Raw genomic sequence first — 19,428 nt, forward strand, 5'->3', positions numbered from 1 at the left:
GGAACACTCCATGCCCCGCGTTCATGCCATAGAGAACTACCGTAACTTCGGTATCATGGCGCATATCGATGCCGGCAAGACCACGACCACCGAGCGCATCCTCTATTACACCGGCAAGAGCCACAAGATCGGCGAAGTGCACGAAGGTGCCGCGACGATGGACTGGATGGAGCAGGAGCAGGAGCGTGGCATTACGATTACGTCGGCCGCGACCACCGCGTTCTGGGAAGGCAAGCGTCTCAACATCATCGACACTCCCGGCCACGTTGACTTCACCATCGAAGTCGAGCGCAGCTTGCGCGTGCTCGACGGCGCCGTGTGCGTGCTCGACTCGAACCAGGGCGTCGAGCCCCAGACCGAGACGGTCTGGCGCCAGGGCGACAAGTACAAGGTTCCGCGCATCGTCTTCGCCAACAAGATGGATAAGACCGGCGCCGACTTCTACAAGTGCATGCAGGATATCGTCGACCGCCTCGGCGCGAAGCCGATCGCGATCCAGCTTCCGATCGGCTCCGAGAACAACTTCAAGGGCCTGGTCGATCTCGTTCGTATGAAGGGCGTTGTCTGGGAAGAAGAGAAGCTCGACGCCAAGTTCGTCGACATCGATATTCCCGAGGACATGGTCGAGAAGGCCAAGGAATACCGCGAGAAGCTGTTGGAAGCCGCCGTCGAGCTCGACGACGAAGTTCTCGCCGCTTACCTCGACGGCAAGGAGCCGGACGAGGCGACGTTGAAGCGCTTGATCCGCAAGGCCGTGCTGACTGGCGCGTTCTTCCCGGTATTGTGCGGCTCGGCGTTCAAGAACAAGGGCGTGCAGCCTTTGCTCGACGCGGTCGTGGATTATCTGCCGTCGCCGGTTGACGTGCCCGCCATCAAGGGCGTCGACGAAGACGGCAACGAGGTCGTTCGCCTGCCGGACGACAAGGAGCCGCTGGCTCTGTTGGCCTTCAAGATCATGGACGACCCATTCGTCGGCACCATCACCTTCTGCCGCATCTATTCCGGCACGCTGCTGTCGGGCACCGGCGTCATCAATTCGACTCGCGACCGCAAGGAGCGCATCGGCCGCATGTTGCTGATGCATGCGAACAACCGCGAAGACATCAAGGAAGCCTATGCCGGCGACATCGTCGCATTGGCTGGCCTAAAGGAAGCGCGCACCGGTGACACGCTGTGCGATCCCGACAAGGCGGTGATCCTCGAAAAGATGGAATTCCCCGAGCCGGTCATCGAGATCGCGATCGAACCCAAGTCCAAGGCCGACCAGGAAAAGCTCGGCGTGGCGCTGGCGAAGCTCGCTGCGGAGGATCCGTCCTTCCGCGTGTCGACCGACCAGGAGTCCGGCCAGACCATCCTCAAGGGAATGGGCGAACTCCATCTCGACATCAAGGTCGACATTCTCCGCCGCACCTACAAGGTCGATGCCAACATCGGCGCGCCGCAGGTGGCGTTCCGTGAGCGCGTCACCAAGAGGGCCGAGGTCAAGTACACCCACAAGAAGCAGACCGGCGGTACCGGTCAGTTCGCGGAAGTGTCGATCGTGGTCGAGCCGAACGAGCCCGGCAAGGGCTACGAGTTCGAGTCCAAGATCGTCGGCGGTGCGGTTCCGAAGGAATACATCCCCGGCGTCGAAAAGGGCCTCAACAGCGTGATGGGCTCTGGTGTCGTCGCGGGCTTCCCGGTGGTCGACGTCAAGGTTCAGCTCGTCGACGGCAAGTATCACGACGTCGACTCGTCGGCGCTCGCCTTCGAAATCGCATCGCGTGCTGCATTCCGCGAAGCCTTGCAGAAGGGCAAGTCCGTCCTGCTCGAGCCGATCATGAAGGTCGAAGTGGTGACCCCGGAAGATTACACCGGCTCCGTCATCGGCGACCTGAATTCCCGGCGCGGTCAGATCCAGGGTCAGGACATGCGCGGCAACGCCAACGTCATCAACGCGATGGTGCCGCTCATGAACATGTTCGGTTACGTGAATAACCTGCGCTCGATGAGCCAGGGTCGCGCAACCTTCACCATGCAGTTCGACCACTACGCAGAAGCGCCGGCCAACGTGTCGGCAGAAGTCCAGAAGAAGTTTGCCTGATTGTCGTCGGTCTCGAACTGACGATTGAACGGAGAGTCAAATGGCCAAAGCAAAGTTTGAACGTAACAAGCCGCACTGCAACATCGGCACCATCGGTCACGTCGACCATGGCAAGACGTCGCTGACCGCGGCGATCACCAAGGTCCTCGCCGAAGCCGGCGGCGCGACGTTCACGGCGTACGACCAGATCGACAAGGCGCCGGAAGAGAAGGCGCGCGGTATCACGATCTCGACGGCGCACGTCGAATACGAGACCAAGAACCGCCACTACGCGCACGTCGACTGCCCTGGCCACGCCGACTACGTGAAGAACATGATCACCGGCGCCGCCCAGATGGACGGTGCGATCCTGGTCGTGTCGGCCGCTGACGGTCCGATGCCGCAGACCCGCGAGCACATCCTGCTCGCCCGCCAGGTCGGCGTTCCCGCGCTCGTCGTGTTCCTCAACAAGTGCGACATGGTCGACGATCCGGAACTGCTCGAGCTCGTCGAGCTCGAGGTTCGCGAGCTGCTCTCGAAGTACGAATTCCCGGGCGACACCATCCCGATCATCAAGGGCTCGGCGCTCGCCGCCCTCGAAGATTCCGACAAGACGCTCGGCCATGACGCGATCCTCGAGCTGATGAAGCAGGTCGACGCTTACATTCCGCAGCCGGAGCGTCCGGTCGACCTTCCGTTCCTGATGCCGGTTGAAGACGTGTTCTCGATCTCGGGCCGCGGCACCGTCGTGACCGGCCGTGTCGAGCGCGGTATCGTCAAGGTCGGCGAGGAAATCGAGATCGTCGGTCTGCGCGCCACGCAGAAGACCACGGTCACTGGCGTCGAAATGTTCCGCAAGCTGCTCGATCAGGGCCAGGCCGGCGACAACATCGGTGCGCTGCTTCGCGGTACCAAGCGCGAGGACGTCGAACGCGGCCAGGTGCTGTGCAAGCCGGGTTCGGTCAAGCCGCACACCAAGTTCAAGGCTGAGGCTTACATCCTCACCAAGGAAGAGGGCGGCCGCCACACCCCGTTCTTCACCAACTACCGTCCGCAGTTCTACTTCCGCACCACCGACGTGACCGGTGTCGTGCATCTGCCGGAAGGCACCGAGATGGTGATGCCGGGCGACAACATCGCGATGGAAGTGCACCTGATCGTGCCGATCGCGATGGAAGAGAAGCTCCGCTTCGCGATCCGCGAAGGTGGCCGTACCGTCGGCGCCGGCGTCGTCGCCTCGATCATCGAGTAATTGCGAGAATAGGGATCGGCGAATAGCGAATGTGACATTCGCTATTCGCTATTCGCCACCCCACTGAAGAAAGACCACGGCAATGAACGGCCAAAACATTCGTATCCGTCTCAAGGCGTTCGACCATCGTATCCTCGATACGTCGACCCGCGAGATCGTGAACACGGCGAAGCGCACCGGCGCGCAGGTCCGCGGACCCATTCCGCTGCCCACCCGCATCGAGAAGTTCACCGTCAACCGTTCGCCGCACGTCGACAAGAAGAGCCGCGAGCAGTTCGAGATGCGCACTCACAAGCGCCTGCTCGACATCGTCGATCCGACCCCGCAGACCGTCGATGCTTTGATGAAGCTCGACTTGGCCGCCGGTGTCGACGTCGAGATCAAGCTCTAAGATTTTTGGATCACGTTCGCCACTAGCGGACAGAAAGAACAGGAAGCACGCCGATGCGCTCCGGAGTGATCGCACAAAAGGTCGGGATGACGCGGGTCTTTACAGAGGCCGGCGAACATATCCCCGTGACCGTGCTGAAGCTCGGCAATTGCCAGGTCGTAGGCCACCGCACCGAAGAGAAAAACGGTTATGTCGCGCTCCAGCTTGGTTCTGGCAGCCGCAAGACCGTGTACATGCCCAAGGCGGAGCGCGGCCAGTTCGCGGTCGCCAAGGTCGAGCCGAAGCGGCAGGTCGAGGAATTCCGCGTCTCCGCGGATCAGATGATCCCCGTCGGTGCCGAGATCCTGGCGGACCACTTTGTCGTCGGTCAGTTCGTCGACGTCACCGGTACTTCGGTCGGTAAGGGTTTTGCCGGCGGTATGAAGCGCTGGAATTTCGGCGGTCTGCGCGCCACCCACGGCGTCTCGGTCTCGCACCGTTCGATCGGTTCGACCGGTGGCCGTCAGGACCCGGGCAAGACCTGGAAGAACAAGAAGATGCCCGGTCACATGGGCGTCGATCGCATCACCACGCTCAACCTTCGGGTCGTTCAGCTCGATGTCGAGCGCGGCCTGATCCTCGTCGAAGGCGCCGTTCCCGGTTCCAAGGGCGGCTGGATCCGCGTGCGCGACGCCGTCAAGAAGCCGCTGCCTAAGGAAGCTCCGAAGCCCGGCAAGTTCAAGGTTGCTGGCGAAGCGGACGCTGCTCCGGCTGCGCAGGAGGCGTGAGATGGAATTGAAGGTCACCACCCTCGAAGGTAAGGAAGCCGGCTCGGTCCAGCTTTCCGACACCATTTTCGGCCTTGAGCCGCGCCAGGACATCATTGCACGTTGCGTGCAGTGGCAGCTCAACAAGCGCCAGGCCGGCACGCACAAGGCCAAGGGCCGCGCCGAGATCTGGCGCACCGGCAAGAAGATGTACAAGCAGAAGGGCACCGGTGGTGCTCGTCACGGCTCGGCTCGCGTGCCGCAGTTCCGCGGCGGTGGCCGTGCTTTCGGTCCGGTGGTGCGTTCGCACGCCACCGACCTGCCGAAGAAGGTCCGTGCGCTCGCGCTCAAGCATGCGCTCTCGGCCAAGGCCAAGGACGGCGATCTCATCGTGATCGACAAAGCCGCGCTGGAAGCCGCCAAGACCAAGGCGCTGCTTGGTCATTTCTCCGGTCTGGGTTTGACCAACGCGCTGATCATCGACGGCGCCGAGCTCAACAACGGCTTCGCCGCTGCAGCCCGCAACATCCCGAACATGGACGTGCTGCCGATCCAGGGCATCAACGTCTATGACATCCTGCGCCGTCGGAAACTCGTTCTGACCAAGGCCGCCATCGATGCGCTGGAGGCGCGCTTCAAATGACGAAGAACATCGAGCCTCGCCACTACGACGTGATCCTGTCGCCGGTCGTGACCGAAAAGGCCACGATCGCCTCGGAGCACAACAAGGTGCTGTTCAAGGTGGCCGCGAAGGCGACCAAGCCGCAGATCAAGGAAGCGATCGAGAAGCTGTTCGACGTCAAGGTCAAGAGTGTCAACACGCTGGTCCGCAAGGGCAAGACCAAGATCTTCCGCGGCAACCTCGGCTCGCAGTCGAACTCCAAGCGCGCGATCGTGACTCTCGAAGAGGGTCACCGGATCGACGTGACCACCGGTCTGTAAGGTCGTACGACGATGGCACTGAAGACATTCAATCCCACGACGCCGGGCCAGCGCCAGCTGGTCATGGTCGATCGTTCGGCCCTCTACAAGGGCAAGCCGGTCAAGGCGCTCACCGAAGGCAAGCACTCCTCTGGCGGCCGCAACAACACCGGTCGCATCACGGTGCGCTTCCGCGGCGGTGGCCACAAGCGGACGTTGCGTACCGTCGATTTCAAGCGCGACAAGGTCGATGCGCCCGCGACGGTCGAGCGGCTGGAATATGATCCGAACCGCACCGCGTTCATCGCGCTGGTCAAGTACGAAGACGGCACCCAGGCCTATATCCTGGCGCCGCAGCGCCTGGCCGTCGGTGATTCCGTCGTCGCCGGCAACTACGTCGACGTGAAGCCGGGCAATGTCATGCCGCTCGGCAACATGCCGGTCGGCACGATCATCCACAACATCGAGGTCAAGATCGGGAAGGGCGGCCAGCTCGCCCGTTCCGCGGGCACCTACGCCCAGCTCGTCGGTCGCGACCAGGACTACGTGATCGTCCGCCTGAACTCGGGCGAACAGCGCCTGGTGCACGGCCGTTGCCGCGCCACGATCGGCGCGGTGTCGAACCCGGATCACATGAACACGTCGATCGGCAAGGCCGGCCGCAACCGTTGGCTGGGCCGCAAGCCGCATAACCGCGGCGTCTCGATGAACCCGATCGACCATCCGCACGGCGGTGGTGAAGGTCGTACCTCGGGCGGTCGCCACCCGGTTACTCCGTGGGGCAAGCCGACCAAGGGCAAGAAGACCCGCTCCAACAAGTCGACCAACAAATTCATTCTCCTAAGCCGCCACAAGCGGAAGAAGTAAGGAACGCCGGACATGGTTCGTTCAGTCTGGAAAGGCCCGTTCGTCGAGGGTTCTCTGCTCAAGAAGGCAGATGCCGCGCGCTCGTCCGGCCGTCACGACGTCATCAAGATCTGGAGCCGTCGCTCGACGATCCTGCCGCAATTCGTCGGTCTGACCTTCGGCGTCTACAACGGTCAGAAGCACGTGCCGGTGGCCGTCAACGAGGAAATGGTCGGTCACAAGTTCGGCGAGTTCTCGCCGACCCGGACCTTCCATGGCCACTCCGGGGACAAGAAAGCCAAGAAGGCTTGAGGATTAAACGATGAGCAAACCTAAGCGCGAACGGAGCCTCGCCGAGAACGAGGCCAAGGCGGTCGCCCGGATGCTGCGGGTGAGCCCGCAGAAGCTCAACCTGGTCGCCCAGCTCATTCGCGGCCGGAAGGCGGCTGCTGCGCTCGCCGACCTGCAGTTTTCGCGCAAGCGGATCGCGGTTGACGTGAAGAAGTGCCTGGAATCGGCTATTGCCAACGCCGAGAACAACCACGACCTCGACGTCGATGATCTCGTCGTGGCGCAGGCCTTCGTCGGCAACGGCCTCGTGATGAAGCGCTTTGCCGCCCGCGGCCGTGGCCGTTCGGGCCGTGTCTACAAACCATTTTCACAGCTGACGATCATCGTTCGTCAGGTCGAAGCCGCAGCAGCGGCTTAAGGGACGCAGGAGAACACGATGGGTCAAAAGATCAATCCGATCGGTCTGCGTCTCGGCATCAACCGGACCTGGGATTCCCGCTGGTACGCGGGCAAGCAGGAATACGGCAAGCTGCTGCACGAGGACGTCAAGATCCGCGAGATCCTGCACAAGGAGCTCAAGCAGGCGGCCGTCGCCCGCATCGTGATCGAGCGTCCGCACAAGAAGTGCCGCGTCACCATCCACTCGGCTCGTCCGGGCGTGGTGATCGGCAAAAAGGGTGCCGACATCGACAAGCTGCGCAAGAAGGTCGCGGACATCACCGCGTCCGACGTCGTCATCAACATCGTCGAGATCCGCAAGCCGGAGCTCGATGCGACGCTGGTGGCTGAGTCGATCGCGCAGCAGCTGGAGCGCCGCGTGGCGTTCCGCCGCGCCATGAAGCGCGCCGTGCAGTCGGCGATGCGTCTCGGCGCGGAAGGCATCCGCATCAACTGCTCGGGACGTCTGGGCGGTGCGGAAATCGCGCGCATGGAGTGGTACCGCGAAGGTCGCGTGCCGCTGCACACGCTGCGCGCAGACATCGACTACGGCGTTGCGACCGCGTTCACGACCTTCGGCACCTGCGGTGTCAAGGTCTGGATCTTCAAGGGTGAGATCCTCGAGCACGATCCGATGGCCCAGGACAAGAGAATGGCCGAAGGTGAGACTGGTGGCGGCGGCGATCGCGGCGGCCGGCAGCGCCGGGACAACGCTGCAGCCTGACGCCAGCACAGAGAATTTGAGGGCTTGAAGCCATGATGCAACCTAAGAAAACGAAGTTCCGGAAGGCGCATAAGGGCCGTATCCACGGCGTTGCGTCTTCGGGCGCGACGTTGGCCTTCGGCCAGTTCGGTCTGAAGGCGACCGAGCCTGAGCGCGTCACTGCGCGCCAGATCGAAGCCGCTCGCCGCGCGCTGACCCGCCACATGAAGCGCGCCGGCCGCGTCTGGATCCGCATATTCCCCGACGTTCCCGTGTCGAAGAAGCCTGCCGAAGTCCGCATGGGTTCCGGCAAGGGCGCGCCGGAATTGTGGGTCGCGCGCGTCAAGCCGGGCCGGGTGCTGTTCGAGATCGACGGCGTCAACACCCAGACGGCGCGTGAAGCGCTGACCCTGGCGGCAGCCAAGCTGCCGATCAAGACGCGCTTCGTCGAGCGCATTGCGGAGTAATGGCCATGGCCCAGATGAAAATCGAAGATATCCGCGCGTTGAGCCCCGATCAGCAGGATGACGCCATCCTGAACTTGAAAAAGGAGCGCTTCAACCTGCGCTTCCAGCGCGCCACCGGGCAGCTCGAGAACACCTCGCGCCTGCGCGAGGCCCGCCGTGACATCGCCCGGATCAAGACCGTCGCCGCGCAGACGCGCGTGAAGAAGAAGTAAGAGGCTTACGAAGATGCCGAAACGTACTTTGCAGGGCGTGGTCGTCAGCGACAAGCAAGCCAAGACCATCGTGGTGCGCGTCGATCGCCGCTTCACGCACCCGATCTACAAGAAGACGATCCGCCGTTCGAAGAACTACCACGCGCACGACGAGAGCAACGAGTTCAAGCCGGGCGACATGGTGTGGATCGAGGAATCGAAGCCGATTTCGAAGTTGAAGCGCTGGGTCGTGATCCGGGGCGAACACAAGAAAAGCGCCTGATCTGTTGGCTTTAGCCGACTGACTTCAGGTAAATGTTGAGCGCCGGCTGGGCTGGCGCAAATAGAAGAGGACGAGGTGCATCAATGATTCAGATGCAGACCAACCTCGACGTGGCCGATAATTCTGGCGCACGCCGTGTCATGTGTATCAAGGTGCTCGGGGGCTCCAAGCGCCGCTACGCCACGATCGGCGACATCATCGTTGTCTCGATCAAGGAAGCGATTCCGCGTGGCAAGGTGAAGAAGGGCGACGTGATGAAGGCCGTCGTGGTGCGCGTCCGCAAGGACATCCGCCGCGCCGACGGTTCGGTCATCCGCTTCGACCGCAACGCCGCCGTTCTGATCAACAATCAGTCCGAGCCGGTCGGTACCCGTATCTTCGGGCCCGTGCCGCGCGAGCTGCGCGCCAAGAACCACATGAAGATCATCTCGCTCGCGCCGGAGGTGCTGTGATGGCTGCGAAGATCCGCAAGGGCGACAAGGTCGTCGTGCTGACCGGCCGCGACAAGGGCCGCACCGGCGAGGTGTTCGAAGTGCGTCCGGACGCCGGTACGGCGCTGGTGCGCGGCATCAACATGGTCAAGCGTCACCAGAAGCAGACGCAGGCCCAGGAGGGCGGCATCATCTCGAAAGAGTCGCCGATCCAACTGTCCAACATCGCGTATGTCGGCAAGGACGGGAAGCCGACCCGCGTCGGATTCAAGATTCTGGCGGACGGCAAGAAGGTCCGCATCGCCAAGAGCTCGGGAGCTGAGATCGATGGCTGAGGCCGCTTACACGCCGCGCCTGCGCGCGGAATACGACGCGAAGATCCGGACGGAAATGACCGAGAAGTTCGGTTATGAGAACGTCATGCAGGTTCCGCGCCTGGACAAGGTCGTGCTGAACATGGGCGTTGGCGATTCCGTCAACGACCGCAAGAAGGCCGAGAACGCCGCTGCGGAATTGACCCAGATCGCCGGCCAGAAGGCGATCGTGACCTATTCGCGGATCGCGATCGCGACCTTCAAGTTGCGTGAGAACCAGCCAATCGGCTGCAAGGTCACGCTGCGCAAGGCCCGCATGTACGAGTTCATCGATCGCCTGGTGACGGTCGCGCTGCCGCGCGTCCGCGACTTCCGCGGCTTGAACCCGAAGAGCTTCGACGGTCGCGGCAACTACTCGCTCGGCCTCAAGGAACACATCATTTTCCCCGAGATCGACTTCGACAAGGTCACGGAATCCCGCGGTATGGACATCACCGTCTGCACCACGGCCAAGACCGACGACGAGGCGAGGGCCTTGTTGACCGCTTTCAATTTCCCGTTCCGGCAGTGAGACGCTGACCTAAAGCCTCTCAAACGCGGATACCCAGGAGCCAAACATGGCAAAGAAGAGTTCAATCGAGAAGAACAACCGGCGCAAGCGGATGACGAAGAACGCCGCTCCGAAGCGCGAGCGGTTGAAGGCGATCATCGCCGACAAGACGTTGCCGATGGAGGAGCGGTTCGCCGCGACCCTGAAGCTGGCGGAAATGCCGCGCAACTCGTCGGCGACCCGCATCCGTCTGCGTTGCGAGCTGTCGGGCCGTTCGCGCTCGAACTATCGCTTGACCAAACTGTCCCGCATCGCAATGCGGGACCTTGGCTCCAAGGGCATGGTCCCGGGCCTCGTGAAGTCCAGCTGGTAAGGAGGGTCGTTTAGATGTCTACGCACGATCCAATCAGCGATCTGATCACCCGCATCCGCAACGCGCAGATGCGCTCCAAGAACAAGGTCTCCACGCCTGGCTCGAAGATGCGCGAGAACGTGCTCGAGGTGCTGAAGAGCGAAGGTTACATCCGCGGTTACGCCACGCTTGAGCACTCCTCGGGCCGCAGCGAGATCGAGATCGAGCTGAAGTATTTCGACGGCGAGCCCGTTATCCGCGAGATCGAGCGTGTCTCCAAGCCTGGGCGTCGCGTTTACGCCTCGGTGAAGAACCTGCCGCGGGTCAATAACGGACTCGGCATTTCAGTGTTGTCGACACCGAAGGGAATCATGGCTGACCACAGTGCGCGTGAAGCGAACGTGGGCGGCGAAGTTCTCTTCACGGTGTTCTGAGAAGGATTTTTGATCCATGTCACGTGTTGGCAAAAGGCCGGTAGCGGTGCCGTCGGGTGTGACCGCGACCGTCGACGGGCAGACCGTCAAGATGAAGGGGCCGAAGGGCCAGCTTCAGTTCGTCGTCCATAGCGACGTCGAGGTGAAGCTCGACAACGGCCAGGTCAAGGTGAACCCGCGGGTCGAGACCAACCGCGCGCGGGCCCTTTACGGGACCGCTCGCGCCCAGGTCGCGAATCTGGTCGAAGGCGTCACCAAGGGTTTCGAGAAGAAGCTCGAAATCACCGGCGTCGGTTACCGCGCCGCGCTGCAGGGCAAGAACCTGCAGCTCGCGCTTGGCTACAGCCACGATGTGGTTTACGCGATCCCGGAAGGGATCACGATCACCGTGCCGAAGCCGACCGAGATCACGGTGACCGGCAGCGACATTCAGCGCGTCGGCCAGGTCGCCGCCGAGATTCGCTCCTATCGTCCGCCGGAGCCCTACAAGGGCAAGGGCGTGAAGTATGTTGGCGAATTCATCTTCCGCAAGGAAGGCAAGAAGAAGTAACGGAGCCGGTCATGTCGAAAGCCAAGGTTACGAATGCCCGGCGCAAGCGCAGTGTACGTCTGAAGCTGCGCCGCTCGGGTGGCGGCCGTCCGCGCCTGTCGGTGTTCCGCTCGTCCAAGCACATCTACGCCCAGGTCATCGACGACCTGAAGGGCGAGACGCTGGCCTCTGCCTCGTCGCTCGAGAAGTCGATGCGCGACGGCGGCAAGACCGGCGCCGACATCGATGCGGCGAAGGCGGTCGGCAAGCTGCTGGCCGAGCGCGCCGCCGAGAAGGGCGTCAAGGAAGTCGTGTTCGATCGCGGCAGCTATCTCTACCACGGGCGCGTCAAGGCTCTTGCCGACGCGGCGCGTGAGAGCGGGCTGAGCTTCTAACAGAATTTGAGGATTGAGGCGTAAGCCTCTGAAGGACTGGAAAAACCATGGCAGAACGCGAACAACGTGGTGGACGCGATCAACGCGGCGGCGGACGTGAACGCAGGGAAGAGCGCGACAGCGAGTTCGTCGACAAGCTCGTCCACATCAATCGCGTCGCCAAGGTCGTCAAGGGCGGCAAGCGCTTCGGTTTCGCAGCGCTGGTCGTGATCGGCGACCAGAAGGGCCGCGCCGGCTTCGGTCACGGCAAGGCGCGCGAAGTGCCCGAGGCGATCCGCAAGGCAACCGAATCCGCCAAGCGCAACCTGACCCGCGTGTCGTTGCGCGAGGGCCGCACGCTGCATCACGATATCGCCGGCCGTCATGGCGCGGGCCGTGTTTACCTGCGCGCAGCTCCGGCCGGTACCGGGATCATCGCCGGCGGTCCGATGCGCGCCGTGTTCGAGACGCTCGGCGTCCAGGACGTGGTTGCGAAGTCGATCGGTTCGTCGAACCCGTACAACATGGTTCGCGCGACCTTCGATGCGCTGAAGCATCAGGATTCGCCGCGCTCGGTCGCTGCCCGCCGCAACATCAAGGTGTCCACCCTCCAGTCCCGCCGTATCGGTGGCGACGCCGAGGCGGTTGCCGAATAACGGAAGCTTTTCGGAGTAGACGCCCATGGCCAAGAGTGCCGTTACGACCGCAAAGACGATCAAGATCGAGCAGACCGGCAGCGCGATCCGCCGCCATCACTCGCAGCGCTCGACGCTGATCGGGCTCAAGCTCAACAAGATCGGCCGCACCAGCGAACTGCCGGACACCCCGGCGGTGCGCGGCATGATCTTGAAGGTTCACCATCTCGTTCGCATCGTCGACGAGAAGTAAGCAAAGGCGCACGATCCCGAAGCGGGGACCCGTTTTCGGTGAAGGTCATGCGCAAGAAACAAGGAGCAGGGCGATGAAGCTCAGCGATATCGCCGACAATGCCGGCTCGCGCAAGAAGCGTATGCGCGTCGGCCGCGGCATTGGTTCGGGCAAGGGCAAGCAGGCCGGCCGCGGTGGCAAGGGCCAGACCGCGCGTTCGGGCGTGCGCATCAAGGGTTTCGAAGGCGGTCAGATGCCCTTGCATCGCCGTCTGCCCAAGCGCGGCTTCAACAACATCTTCCGCATCGAGTTCGCCGAGATCAATCTCGACCGGCTCCAGGACGCCGTCGATGCCAAGAAGATCGACGCCGGCAGCGTCGTGAACGTCGAATCCCTGGTCAAGGCTGGCGTGCTGCGCCGCGCCAAGGGTGGCCTGCGGCTGCTCGGCCGCGGCGAGTTCAAGGCCAAGCTCAACATCGAAGTGCACGGCGCCTCGAAGACCGCGATCGCGGCAGTCGAGAAGGCCGGCGGCTCGGTGAAGATCCTCGCCCCTGCCAAGGAAGAAGGCGAGGCGGCGTAACAACTGCGTCATCGGCCCGCGGCTCGCGGGCCTTTACGCATGCGGGACGATGGACTTATCGAAGCCGTAGCCCCAGATAATGTCCGGTGTCCGGTATAATGTAGCCCGGCCGCGGGCATAACGGCGCAAAAGGCGGCGGGAGAAAGTCCAAGATGGCCTCTGCAGCGGAACAACTGGCAGCCAATCTCAATTTCGGTGCGTTTGCCAAGGCTGACGAACTGAAGAAGCGCATCTGGTTCACCCTGGGCGCGCTGCTCGTTTATCGGCTCGGGACCTACATCCCGCTGCCCGGCATCGATCCCAACATCTGGGAGCAGGTCTTCCGCTCCCAGGCGGGCGGCATCCTCGGCATGTTCAACATGTTCGCCGGCGGCGGCATTCACCGCATGGCGATCTTTGCGCTGAACATCATGCCGTACATCTCGGCCTCCATCATCATCCAGCTCCTGACCACCGTCTCGCCGCAGCTCGAGGCGCTGAAGAAGGAAGGCGAGTCCGGCCGCAAGCTGCTGAACCAGTACACCCGTTATCTCACGGTAATCCTGGCCGCGTTCCAGTCCTACGGCATCGCGGTGGGCCTCGAAGGCGCCGGCAACGTCGTCAGCGACCCCGGCATGTTCTTCCGTCTGTCCACCGCGATCACGCTGACCGGCGGCACCATGTTCCTGATGTGGCTGGGCGAGCAGATCACCTCGCGCGGCATCGGCAACGGCATTTCCCTGATCATTCTCTCCGGCATCGTCGCCGAGCTGCCCGCGGCGCTCGCCAACATGCTCGAGCTCGGCCGTCAGGGTGCGATGTCGACCGGCCTGATTCTGGTCGTCATCATCATGGCGGTGGCCGTGATCGCCTTCATCGTGTTCGTGGAGCGCGCCCAGCGCCGGCTCTTGATCCAGTATCCGAAGCGCCAGGTCGGCAACAAGATGTTCGAGGGGCAGTCCTCGCATCTGCCGCTCAAGCTCAACACTTCGGGCGTGATCCCGCCGATCTTCGCGTCCTCGTTGCTGCTGCTGCCGACCACGGTTGCGAACTTCAACGCGGGGAGCGGGCCGGAATGGTTCCAGTGGATCAACACCCAGCTCGGCCACGGCCGTCCGCTGTTCCTGATCATGTATCTGGCGCTGATCGTGTTCTTCGCATTCTTCTACACCGCGATCGTGTTCAATCCGACCGAGACCGCAGACAATCTGAAGAAGCACGGCGGCTTCATTCCGGGTATCCGTCCGGGCGAGCGTACCGCGGAATATATCGACTACGTGCTGTCGCGCATTACCGTGCTCGGCGCGGTCTACCTGGCGATCGTCTGCTTGATTCCGGAAATCCTGATCTCCTACGCCTCGGTGCCGTTCTACTTTGGCGGCACTTCGCTGCTGATCGTCGTCAGCGTCACCATGGACACGGTGGCACAGGTGCAGGGCTATCTCCTGGCGCATCAGTACGAAGGTCTGATCCGGAAATCGAAGCTGCGCGGCCGGCGCCGTTAAGCGCGGAGTCCTCTCAGGCGGCGCAATTGCGCCGCCGATTCGCCGCGCGAGTAACGCGCGGCGCCTGCGGGAGCGGCCAGCCAGCCATCCGGTGGCATCGGCAGAGCCACTCGCAATGAAGCGCAATCACTGATCTCAAAGGCTTCTTGGCGTCCGGCCATTTGCTCCCCTATGATATGGGTAGCGGTGCGGCGCTGATTATGATTTGCACTGTAACTGGACTTCAAAACACAGGTGCGCGACGTATCGCGCACCAATCGGGGGGGCGTACGCCGATGAGAATTATACTTCTGGGGCCGCCGGGATCGGGCAAGGGCACCCAGGCGCAGCTGCTGGTGCAGCGCTATGGCATCGTCCAACTCTCGACCGGCGAGATGTTGCGTGCCGCGGTGGCGGCCGGAACGCCGGTCGGTCTCAAGGCCAAGGAGATCATGGCCAGCGGCGGTCTTGTGCCCGACGATGTCGTGGTCGGAATCATCTCCGATCGAATCGATCAGCCGGATGCCAAAAACGGTTTCATCCTCGACGGTTTCCCGCGCACTGTGCCGCAGGCCGAGGCGCTGGATGAGCTGCTCAAGCACAAGCACCTCAAGCTCGACGCCGTGATCGAGCTCCGCGTCAACGAGAGTGCACTCCTGAACCGTGTCGAGACCCGCGTCGCCCAGATGCGCGAGCGCGGGGAGGAGGTCCGACTCGACGACACCCCGGAGGTCTTGACCAAGCGGTTAGCCAGCTACCGCAACCAGACGGAACCGCTGATTCACTACTATTCCGAGCGGCGGAAGCTCTCGACCATCGACGGCATGATGGCGATCGACGAGGTCACCCGCGCCATCCATCGCCTGCTCCTGGCGCTTGGGGCGGTCGAGCCCAAGACGCATGGCAAGACGCACGGCAAGGCCTCCGCCCGGCGCGCGGCCAAGGCGGCTCCGGCCAAAAAGGCCAAGGCGGCGAAAAAATCGGCCAAAAAGCCGGCGAAGGCGGCCAAAAAGGCCGCCAAATCCAGGAAAGCGGCCAAGAAGGCCGTGAAGGGTCCTAAGAAGGCGGCCAAGAAAGCCGTCAAGAAAACCGTGAAGAAAAAGGCAGCCAAAAAGACCGCCAGGAAGGCTGTCAAGAAAGGTGCCAAAAAGGCCGCAAAAAAGGTCACGAAAAGGCGAGCTAAGCGCTAGCAGCGGTTGACGAAAGCCCCCTGAATCCCCTAATAAGCCCCGCATCCAAGTCGGATAGTTTAAAACGATGCCGGGCCCCAGGAAGACTAGGGGTGGGCGTCGTGTTCGCGTTTGTGAACACCTGCCCGAGAAACCAAGCACTTAAAGCCCGATTCCTGACGAGGGATCGGCGACAGGAGAGAAGGCCGTGGCCCGTATTGCCGGCGTGAACATCCCGACCAACAAGCGCGTGCTGATCGCGCTCCAGTACATCCATGGCATCGGTCAGAAGATCGCCGGTGAGATCATGGAGAAGGTCAAAATCCCGGACGATCGTCGGGTCAATCAGCTCAGCGACGCCGAAGTGCTTCAGATCCGCGAAGTGATCGACCGCGACTATCTCGTCGAGGGCGATTTGCGTCGTGAGGTCGGCATCAACATCAAGCGACTGATGGATCTCGGCTGCTATCGCGGCCTGCGCCATCGTCGCGGTCTGCCGGTGCGTGGCCAGCGTACCCACACCAATGCGCGCACGCGCAAGGGTCCGGCCAAGGCCATCGCCGGCAAGAAGAAGTAAGTTTTCGCATCCAATTACGGCGTGTGGCGACCCGGGGATGACCCGTTCGCCACACGCCTTTCGTTCTACAGGTGTAGCCGCTGGCATTACGGCGGCGTTTGAGATCTTCAGGAAAGGTAGTCTATGGGCAAGGAAGCCACCCGCGTTCGTCGTCGTGAGCGCAAGAACATCGCCTCCGGCGTCGCGCACGTGAACTCGTCGTTCAACAACACGACCATCACCATCACCGATGCGCAGGGCAACACGATCGCCTGGTCCTCCGCCGGCACGATGGGCTTCAAGGGCTCGCGCAAGTCGACCCCGTATGCCGCACAGGTTGCCGCCGAGGACGTGTCGAAGAAGGCGCAGGAACACGGCATGCGCACGCTGGAAGTCGAAGTCGCCGGTCCCGGTTCGGGCCGCGAATCGGCGCTCCGGGCGCTCCAGGCCGCAGGCTTCACCGTCACCTCGATCCGCGACGTGACCACGATCCCGCACAACGGTTGCCGTCCCCGTAAGCGTCGGCGCGTTTGATACCAGATTGCGGGCGCATCGGCGCCCGCAATGACTTTTTGCAAAGCCGCGGAAATGATCTGCGGCCTTTCTCCAACGCCAGTGCCTGCAACAGCAGTCTGACTGGCCTGTATGGGTGAAACAGTGACGATCCAGAAAAATTGGCAAGAACTGATTCGGCCGAACAAGCTGCAGGTACAGCCCGGCAGCGATTCGAACCGTTTCGCGACCATCGTCGCCGAGCCGCTCGAGCGCGGCTTCGGCCAGACGCTCGGCAACGCGCTGCGCCGCATCCTGCTGTCGTCGCTCCAGGGCGCGGCTGTGCAGTCGGTGCACATCGACGGCGTGCTGCACGAGTTCTCCTCGATCGCGGGCGTCCGTGAGGACGTCACCGACATCGTGCTCAACATCAAGGACATCTCGATCAAGATGCAGGGCGAAGGCCCCAAGCGCATGGTCGTGAAGAAGTCCGGCCCGGGCGTCGTCACCGCCGGTGACATCCAGACCGTCGGCGACGTCGTCGTGCTCAATCCGGACCTGCAGATCTGCACGCTCGACGAGGGCGCGGAGATTCGCATGGAGTTCACGGTCGCCACCGGCAAGGGCTACGTGCCCGCCGAGCGCAATCGTCCCGAGGACGCGCCGATCGGCCTGATCCCGGTCGACAGCCTGTACTCGCCGGTCCGCAAGGTCTCCTACAAGGTCGAGAACACCCGCGAGGGCCAGATCCTCGACTACGATAAGCTGACCATGACGATCGAGACCAACGGCGCGCTGACGCCGGATGATTCCGTGGCCTACGCTGCGCGCATCCTGCAGGACCAGCTCAACGTGTTCGTCAACTTCGAAGAGCCGCGCAAGGAAGTCGCCCAGGAGATCATCCCGGACCTCGCCTTCAACCCGGCCTTCCTCAAGAAGGTGGACGAGCTCGAGCTGTCGGTGCGTTCGGCCAACTGCTTGAAGAACGACAATATCGTCTACATCGGCGACCTCGTGCAGAAGTCGGAAGCCGAAATGCTCCGCACTCCGAACTTCGGCCGCAAGTCGCTGAACGAGATCAAGGAAGTGCTGGCCCAGATGGGTCTGCACCTCGGCATGGAAGTGCCGGGCTGGCCGCCGGAGAACATCGACGAGCTCGCCAAGCGCTTCGAGGATCATTACTGATCCGAACGACGACAGGCTGAGGCGCGAATTCATCGCGCCTTAGCGGGCGAACGCAGGCAGCCCACCTGAGCAACTGGTCCGACGAACCGTCGCGACGAATGAAATTCAAGGAATAGATAAAATGCGTCACGGCAAGGTTCATCGCAAGCTCAACCGCACCGCCGAGCATCGCCGCGCGATGTTCGCCAACATGTGCGCCGCGCTGATCAAGCACGAGCAGATCGTCACCACGCTGCCGAAGGCGAAGGAATTGCGTCCGATCGTCGAGAAGCTGATTACCCTCGGCAAGAAGGGCGGGCTGGCCATGCGCCGCCAGGCCATCTCCGAGATGCGCGACAAGGATCAGGTCAGGAAGTTGTTCGACACGCTCGCGCCCCGCTACAAGGATCGCCAGGGTGGCTACACCCGCATCATCAAAGCGGGCTTCCGTTACGGCGACAATGCGCCGATGGCCGTGATCGAGTTCGTCGACCGCGACGTCGATGCCAAGGGCCAGGACTCCGGCCCGGTGCAGGAAAAGGAAGCCGAGGCGGCGTAAGCCGACCGGCGGAGAGTTTTCAGAAAGCGGCGCCTTCGGGCGCCGCTTTTTTGTATGGCGCGGCTGCATCTCATACTGCGCATCGTTGCGTTGAACGCGATTCCGGCCGGGGGCTCTCGATGAGGATTGTGTCAGGGATTGCGCTGGCGCTGCTGATGTCGCCGGCCTCTGGCGAGACGCTCGTCGAGCGCGGCGCCTATCTCGTCAACAGCGTGATGGTTTGCCACAACTGCCACACGCCGCGAGGGCCGCAAGGGCTCGATCTCTCTCGCGCGCTCTCCGGGGGCAGCCAGGTTTTTGACGAGCCCGCCTTCAAGGTCTCTGGCTCCAACATCACACCGGACAAGGACACCGGCATCGGCAACTGGACCGACGCCGAGCTGAAGCGGTTTCTCGTCAGCGGGGTCAGGCCGAACGGAACCAGGGTCGCGCCGATCATGCCGACCGCGTTCTACACCGTGCTCACGGCCCGCGATCTCGACGCACTCGCAGCTTATTTGCGCTCAGTGCCGGCCGTACGCCACGAGACGCCGCCGCCGGAATACAGAAGCGCGCCGAAGCCGGAGACGCCGATCTACGCCGGCAAGCAGGCGAACGAGGCTGAGCTTTCCGACAGGCTTGCGCGCGGCCGCTATCTCCTGACCATCGCCCATTGCCTGGAATGCCACACGCCGGACGGCCCGTCCGTCGTGCACGATTTCGCCGGAGCGAGCGGCAAGGGCGGCCGGACATTCAAGGGGCCGTGGGGCGAATCCGTCTCCGCCAACATCACCGCGGATATAGCCGCGGGCATCGGCGGGTGGAGCGACGACGAAATCAAACGTGCGATTGCGCAAGGCATCGCACGCGACGGCCACAAACTGAAGCCGCCGATGGCCTATGCTGCCTATGCCAGCATGACGGCCCAGGATCTCGATGCCATCGTCGCGCTTCTCCGGACGCTTCCGCCTCGCAACTAAATCCTCACGCGTCGGTGAGGGGCGATTGCACCCGCCCGCGCAGC

30 protein-coding genes are annotated in these 19,428 nt (G+C 62.7%); all 30 read left to right on the forward strand.

Going from position 1 to position 19,428, the window contains the following annotated elements:
• Positions 1–10: 10 nt before the first annotated feature.
• On the forward strand, positions 11–2,083 hold the full coding sequence (gene fusA / locus IVB41_RS30215; RefSeq protein WP_027518591.1) for an elongation factor G: 2,073 nt from the start codon (positions 11–13) through the stop codon (positions 2,081–2,083).
• A 40-nt stretch (positions 2,084–2,123) separates the two neighbouring features.
• A complete protein-coding gene (gene tuf / locus IVB41_RS30220; protein ID WP_018456453.1) occupies positions 2,124–3,314 on the forward strand; it encodes an elongation factor Tu in 1,191 nt (396 codons plus the stop codon).
• Between the two features lie 82 nt (positions 3,315–3,396).
• On the forward strand, positions 3,397–3,705 hold the full coding sequence (rpsJ, locus tag IVB41_RS30225) for a 30S ribosomal protein S10 (RefSeq protein WP_002712302.1): 309 nt from the start codon (positions 3,397–3,399) through the stop codon (positions 3,703–3,705).
• Between the two features lie 53 nt (positions 3,706–3,758).
• Positions 3,759–4,472 carry a 50S ribosomal protein L3 gene (gene rplC / locus IVB41_RS30230; RefSeq protein WP_007603016.1) on the forward strand — a complete coding sequence of 238 codons (714 nt, stop codon included), beginning with the start codon at positions 3,759–3,761 and terminating at the stop codon, positions 4,470–4,472.
• A 1-nt stretch (position 4,473) separates the two neighbouring features.
• The gene (gene rplD, locus IVB41_RS30235; RefSeq protein WP_007603018.1) at positions 4,474–5,094 is read left to right on the forward strand and encodes a 50S ribosomal protein L4; all 621 of its coding nucleotides are present in this window, start codon (positions 4,474–4,476) and stop codon (positions 5,092–5,094) included.
• Complete coding sequence (locus IVB41_RS30240; RefSeq protein ID WP_007603019.1) at positions 5,091–5,393, forward strand: 50S ribosomal protein L23; 303 nt, start codon at positions 5,091–5,093, stop codon at positions 5,391–5,393. The genes rplD and IVB41_RS30240 overlap by 4 nt, the downstream gene beginning before the upstream one ends.
• A 12-nt stretch (positions 5,394–5,405) precedes the next feature.
• On the forward strand, positions 5,406–6,239 hold the full coding sequence (gene rplB / locus IVB41_RS30245) for a 50S ribosomal protein L2 (RefSeq protein WP_007603020.1): 834 nt from the start codon (positions 5,406–5,408) through the stop codon (positions 6,237–6,239).
• A gap of 12 nt (positions 6,240–6,251) precedes the next feature.
• Positions 6,252–6,530, forward strand: coding sequence for a 30S ribosomal protein S19 (gene rpsS, locus IVB41_RS30250; RefSeq protein ID WP_007603021.1), 279 nt, complete (start codon positions 6,252–6,254; stop codon positions 6,528–6,530).
• A gap of 10 nt (positions 6,531–6,540) precedes the next feature.
• A complete protein-coding gene (gene rplV / locus IVB41_RS30255; protein ID WP_007603022.1) occupies positions 6,541–6,927 on the forward strand; it encodes a 50S ribosomal protein L22 in 387 nt (128 codons plus the stop codon).
• Between the two features lie 18 nt (positions 6,928–6,945).
• The gene (gene rpsC, locus IVB41_RS30260; RefSeq protein WP_007603023.1) at positions 6,946–7,671 is read left to right on the forward strand and encodes a 30S ribosomal protein S3; all 726 of its coding nucleotides are present in this window, start codon (positions 6,946–6,948) and stop codon (positions 7,669–7,671) included.
• 32 nt (positions 7,672–7,703) lie between these two features.
• Positions 7,704–8,117: a 50S ribosomal protein L16 gene (gene rplP, locus IVB41_RS30265; RefSeq protein ID WP_007603024.1), complete on the forward strand. Its 414-nt coding sequence runs from the start codon at positions 7,704–7,706 to the stop codon at positions 8,115–8,117.
• Positions 8,118–8,122: 5 nt separating this feature from the next.
• Entirely contained in the window at positions 8,123–8,329 is a 207-nt protein-coding gene (gene rpmC / locus IVB41_RS30270; protein WP_247438245.1) for a 50S ribosomal protein L29, read from the forward strand.
• Between the two features lie 13 nt (positions 8,330–8,342).
• Complete coding sequence (gene rpsQ / locus IVB41_RS30275; protein ID WP_007603028.1) at positions 8,343–8,591, forward strand: 30S ribosomal protein S17; 249 nt, start codon at positions 8,343–8,345, stop codon at positions 8,589–8,591.
• Positions 8,592–8,674: 83 nt separating this feature from the next.
• On the forward strand, positions 8,675–9,043 hold the full coding sequence (gene rplN, locus IVB41_RS30280; RefSeq protein WP_007603030.1) for a 50S ribosomal protein L14: 369 nt from the start codon (positions 8,675–8,677) through the stop codon (positions 9,041–9,043).
• A complete protein-coding gene (gene rplX / locus IVB41_RS30285) occupies positions 9,043–9,357 on the forward strand; it encodes a 50S ribosomal protein L24 (RefSeq protein ID WP_007603031.1) in 315 nt (104 codons plus the stop codon). The genes rplN and rplX overlap by 1 nt, the downstream gene beginning before the upstream one ends.
• Positions 9,350–9,907, forward strand: coding sequence for a 50S ribosomal protein L5 (gene rplE / locus IVB41_RS30290; protein WP_007603032.1), 558 nt, complete (start codon positions 9,350–9,352; stop codon positions 9,905–9,907). The genes rplX and rplE overlap by 8 nt, the downstream gene beginning before the upstream one ends.
• 46 nt (positions 9,908–9,953) lie before the next feature.
• Positions 9,954–10,259 carry a 30S ribosomal protein S14 gene (gene rpsN / locus IVB41_RS30295; RefSeq protein ID WP_007611604.1) on the forward strand — a complete coding sequence of 102 codons (306 nt, stop codon included), beginning with the start codon at positions 9,954–9,956 and terminating at the stop codon, positions 10,257–10,259.
• A gap of 14 nt (positions 10,260–10,273) precedes the next feature.
• Positions 10,274–10,672 carry a 30S ribosomal protein S8 gene (rpsH, locus tag IVB41_RS30300; protein ID WP_007603034.1) on the forward strand — a complete coding sequence of 133 codons (399 nt, stop codon included), beginning with the start codon at positions 10,274–10,276 and terminating at the stop codon, positions 10,670–10,672.
• Between the two features lie 16 nt (positions 10,673–10,688).
• Positions 10,689–11,222 (forward strand): 50S ribosomal protein L6, encoded by a 534-nt coding sequence (gene rplF, locus IVB41_RS30305; protein WP_007611603.1) that lies wholly within the window; start codon positions 10,689–10,691, stop codon positions 11,220–11,222.
• Positions 11,223–11,233: 11 nt separating this feature from the next.
• Positions 11,234–11,596 carry a 50S ribosomal protein L18 gene (gene rplR, locus IVB41_RS30310; RefSeq protein ID WP_007603036.1) on the forward strand — a complete coding sequence of 121 codons (363 nt, stop codon included), beginning with the start codon at positions 11,234–11,236 and terminating at the stop codon, positions 11,594–11,596.
• A 47-nt stretch (positions 11,597–11,643) separates the two neighbouring features.
• Entirely contained in the window at positions 11,644–12,231 is a 588-nt protein-coding gene (rpsE, locus tag IVB41_RS30315) for a 30S ribosomal protein S5 (RefSeq protein WP_007603037.1), read from the forward strand.
• Positions 12,232–12,256: 25 nt separating this feature from the next.
• Positions 12,257–12,463, forward strand: a complete 207-nt coding sequence (rpmD, locus tag IVB41_RS30320) for a 50S ribosomal protein L30 (RefSeq protein ID WP_007603038.1) — start codon at positions 12,257–12,259, stop codon at positions 12,461–12,463.
• A gap of 73 nt (positions 12,464–12,536) precedes the next feature.
• Positions 12,537–13,022, forward strand: coding sequence for a 50S ribosomal protein L15 (rplO, locus tag IVB41_RS30325; RefSeq protein ID WP_007611602.1), 486 nt, complete (start codon positions 12,537–12,539; stop codon positions 13,020–13,022).
• 152 nt (positions 13,023–13,174) lie between these two features.
• Positions 13,175–14,506, forward strand: coding sequence for a preprotein translocase subunit SecY (gene secY / locus IVB41_RS30330; RefSeq protein WP_007611601.1), 1,332 nt, complete (start codon positions 13,175–13,177; stop codon positions 14,504–14,506).
• Positions 14,507–14,781: 275 nt separating this feature from the next.
• On the forward strand, positions 14,782–15,675 hold the full coding sequence (locus IVB41_RS30335) for an adenylate kinase (protein ID WP_247437879.1): 894 nt from the start codon (positions 14,782–14,784) through the stop codon (positions 15,673–15,675).
• A gap of 187 nt (positions 15,676–15,862) precedes the next feature.
• Positions 15,863–16,231, forward strand: coding sequence for a 30S ribosomal protein S13 (gene rpsM, locus IVB41_RS30340; protein WP_007611599.1), 369 nt, complete (start codon positions 15,863–15,865; stop codon positions 16,229–16,231).
• A 123-nt stretch (positions 16,232–16,354) separates the two neighbouring features.
• A complete protein-coding gene (gene rpsK / locus IVB41_RS30345) occupies positions 16,355–16,744 on the forward strand; it encodes a 30S ribosomal protein S11 (protein ID WP_007603045.1) in 390 nt (129 codons plus the stop codon).
• A gap of 111 nt (positions 16,745–16,855) precedes the next feature.
• Complete coding sequence (locus IVB41_RS30350) at positions 16,856–17,887, forward strand: DNA-directed RNA polymerase subunit alpha (RefSeq protein WP_035961343.1); 1,032 nt, start codon at positions 16,856–16,858, stop codon at positions 17,885–17,887.
• Positions 17,888–18,008: 121 nt separating this feature from the next.
• Positions 18,009–18,425: a 50S ribosomal protein L17 gene (rplQ, locus tag IVB41_RS30355; protein WP_007603047.1), complete on the forward strand. Its 417-nt coding sequence runs from the start codon at positions 18,009–18,011 to the stop codon at positions 18,423–18,425.
• Between the two features lie 119 nt (positions 18,426–18,544).
• Positions 18,545–19,384 carry a c-type cytochrome gene (locus IVB41_RS30360; protein WP_247437881.1) on the forward strand — a complete coding sequence of 280 codons (840 nt, stop codon included), beginning with the start codon at positions 18,545–18,547 and terminating at the stop codon, positions 19,382–19,384.
• Positions 19,385–19,428: the final 44 nt, after the last annotated feature.

Origin of the sequence: Bradyrhizobium sp. 44 (assembly GCF_023073095.1) — a bacterium.
Classification (GTDB): Bacteria; Pseudomonadota; Alphaproteobacteria; order Rhizobiales; family Xanthobacteraceae; genus Bradyrhizobium.

Bases quoted from the DNA above. Each gene is read 5' to 3' on its own strand.
- rpsS (WP_007603021.1), top strand. From the start codon at position 6,252: ATGGTTCGTTCAGTCTGGAAAGGCCCGTTCGTCGAGGGTTCTCTGCTC.
- rpsK (WP_007603045.1), top strand. From the start codon at position 16,355: ATGGGCAAGGAAGCCACCCGCGTTCGTCGTCGTGAGCGCAAGAACATC.
- rplD (WP_007603018.1), top strand. From the start codon at position 4,474: ATGGAATTGAAGGTCACCACCCTCGAAGGTAAGGAAGCCGGCTCGGTC.
- rplC (WP_007603016.1), top strand. From the start codon at position 3,759: ATGCGCTCCGGAGTGATCGCACAAAAGGTCGGGATGACGCGGGTCTTT.
- rpsH (WP_007603034.1), top strand. From the start codon at position 10,274: ATGTCTACGCACGATCCAATCAGCGATCTGATCACCCGCATCCGCAAC.
- rplF (WP_007611603.1), top strand. From the start codon at position 10,689: ATGTCACGTGTTGGCAAAAGGCCGGTAGCGGTGCCGTCGGGTGTGACC.
- rpsE (WP_007603037.1), top strand. From the start codon at position 11,644: ATGGCAGAACGCGAACAACGTGGTGGACGCGATCAACGCGGCGGCGGA.
- rplQ (WP_007603047.1), top strand. From the start codon at position 18,009: ATGCGTCACGGCAAGGTTCATCGCAAGCTCAACCGCACCGCCGAGCAT.
- rpsC (WP_007603023.1), top strand. From the start codon at position 6,946: ATGGGTCAAAAGATCAATCCGATCGGTCTGCGTCTCGGCATCAACCGG.
- rpmC (WP_247438245.1), top strand. From the start codon at position 8,123: ATGGCCCAGATGAAAATCGAAGATATCCGCGCGTTGAGCCCCGATCAG.
- rplB (WP_007603020.1), top strand. From the start codon at position 5,406: ATGGCACTGAAGACATTCAATCCCACGACGCCGGGCCAGCGCCAGCTG.
- secY (WP_007611601.1), top strand. From the start codon at position 13,175: ATGGCCTCTGCAGCGGAACAACTGGCAGCCAATCTCAATTTCGGTGCG.
- rpsN (WP_007611604.1), top strand. From the start codon at position 9,954: ATGGCAAAGAAGAGTTCAATCGAGAAGAACAACCGGCGCAAGCGGATG.
- rplE (WP_007603032.1), top strand. From the start codon at position 9,350: ATGGCTGAGGCCGCTTACACGCCGCGCCTGCGCGCGGAATACGACGCG.
- IVB41_RS30360 (WP_247437881.1), top strand. From the start codon at position 18,545: ATGAGGATTGTGTCAGGGATTGCGCTGGCGCTGCTGATGTCGCCGGCC.
- fusA (WP_027518591.1), top strand. From the start codon at position 11: ATGCCCCGCGTTCATGCCATAGAGAACTACCGTAACTTCGGTATCATG.
- rplV (WP_007603022.1), top strand. From the start codon at position 6,541: ATGAGCAAACCTAAGCGCGAACGGAGCCTCGCCGAGAACGAGGCCAAG.
- rplX (WP_007603031.1), top strand. From the start codon at position 9,043: ATGGCTGCGAAGATCCGCAAGGGCGACAAGGTCGTCGTGCTGACCGGC.
- rplP (WP_007603024.1), top strand. From the start codon at position 7,704: ATGATGCAACCTAAGAAAACGAAGTTCCGGAAGGCGCATAAGGGCCGT.
- rpsJ (WP_002712302.1), top strand. From the start codon at position 3,397: ATGAACGGCCAAAACATTCGTATCCGTCTCAAGGCGTTCGACCATCGT.
- tuf (WP_018456453.1), top strand. From the start codon at position 2,124: ATGGCCAAAGCAAAGTTTGAACGTAACAAGCCGCACTGCAACATCGGC.
- rpsQ (WP_007603028.1), top strand. From the start codon at position 8,343: ATGCCGAAACGTACTTTGCAGGGCGTGGTCGTCAGCGACAAGCAAGCC.
- rpmD (WP_007603038.1), top strand. From the start codon at position 12,257: ATGGCCAAGAGTGCCGTTACGACCGCAAAGACGATCAAGATCGAGCAG.
- rplO (WP_007611602.1), top strand. From the start codon at position 12,537: ATGAAGCTCAGCGATATCGCCGACAATGCCGGCTCGCGCAAGAAGCGT.
- rplN (WP_007603030.1), top strand. From the start codon at position 8,675: ATGATTCAGATGCAGACCAACCTCGACGTGGCCGATAATTCTGGCGCA.
- IVB41_RS30240 (WP_007603019.1), top strand. From the start codon at position 5,091: ATGACGAAGAACATCGAGCCTCGCCACTACGACGTGATCCTGTCGCCG.
- rplR (WP_007603036.1), top strand. From the start codon at position 11,234: ATGTCGAAAGCCAAGGTTACGAATGCCCGGCGCAAGCGCAGTGTACGT.
- IVB41_RS30335 (WP_247437879.1), top strand. From the start codon at position 14,782: ATGAGAATTATACTTCTGGGGCCGCCGGGATCGGGCAAGGGCACCCAG.
- IVB41_RS30350 (WP_035961343.1), top strand. From the start codon at position 16,856: ATGGGTGAAACAGTGACGATCCAGAAAAATTGGCAAGAACTGATTCGG.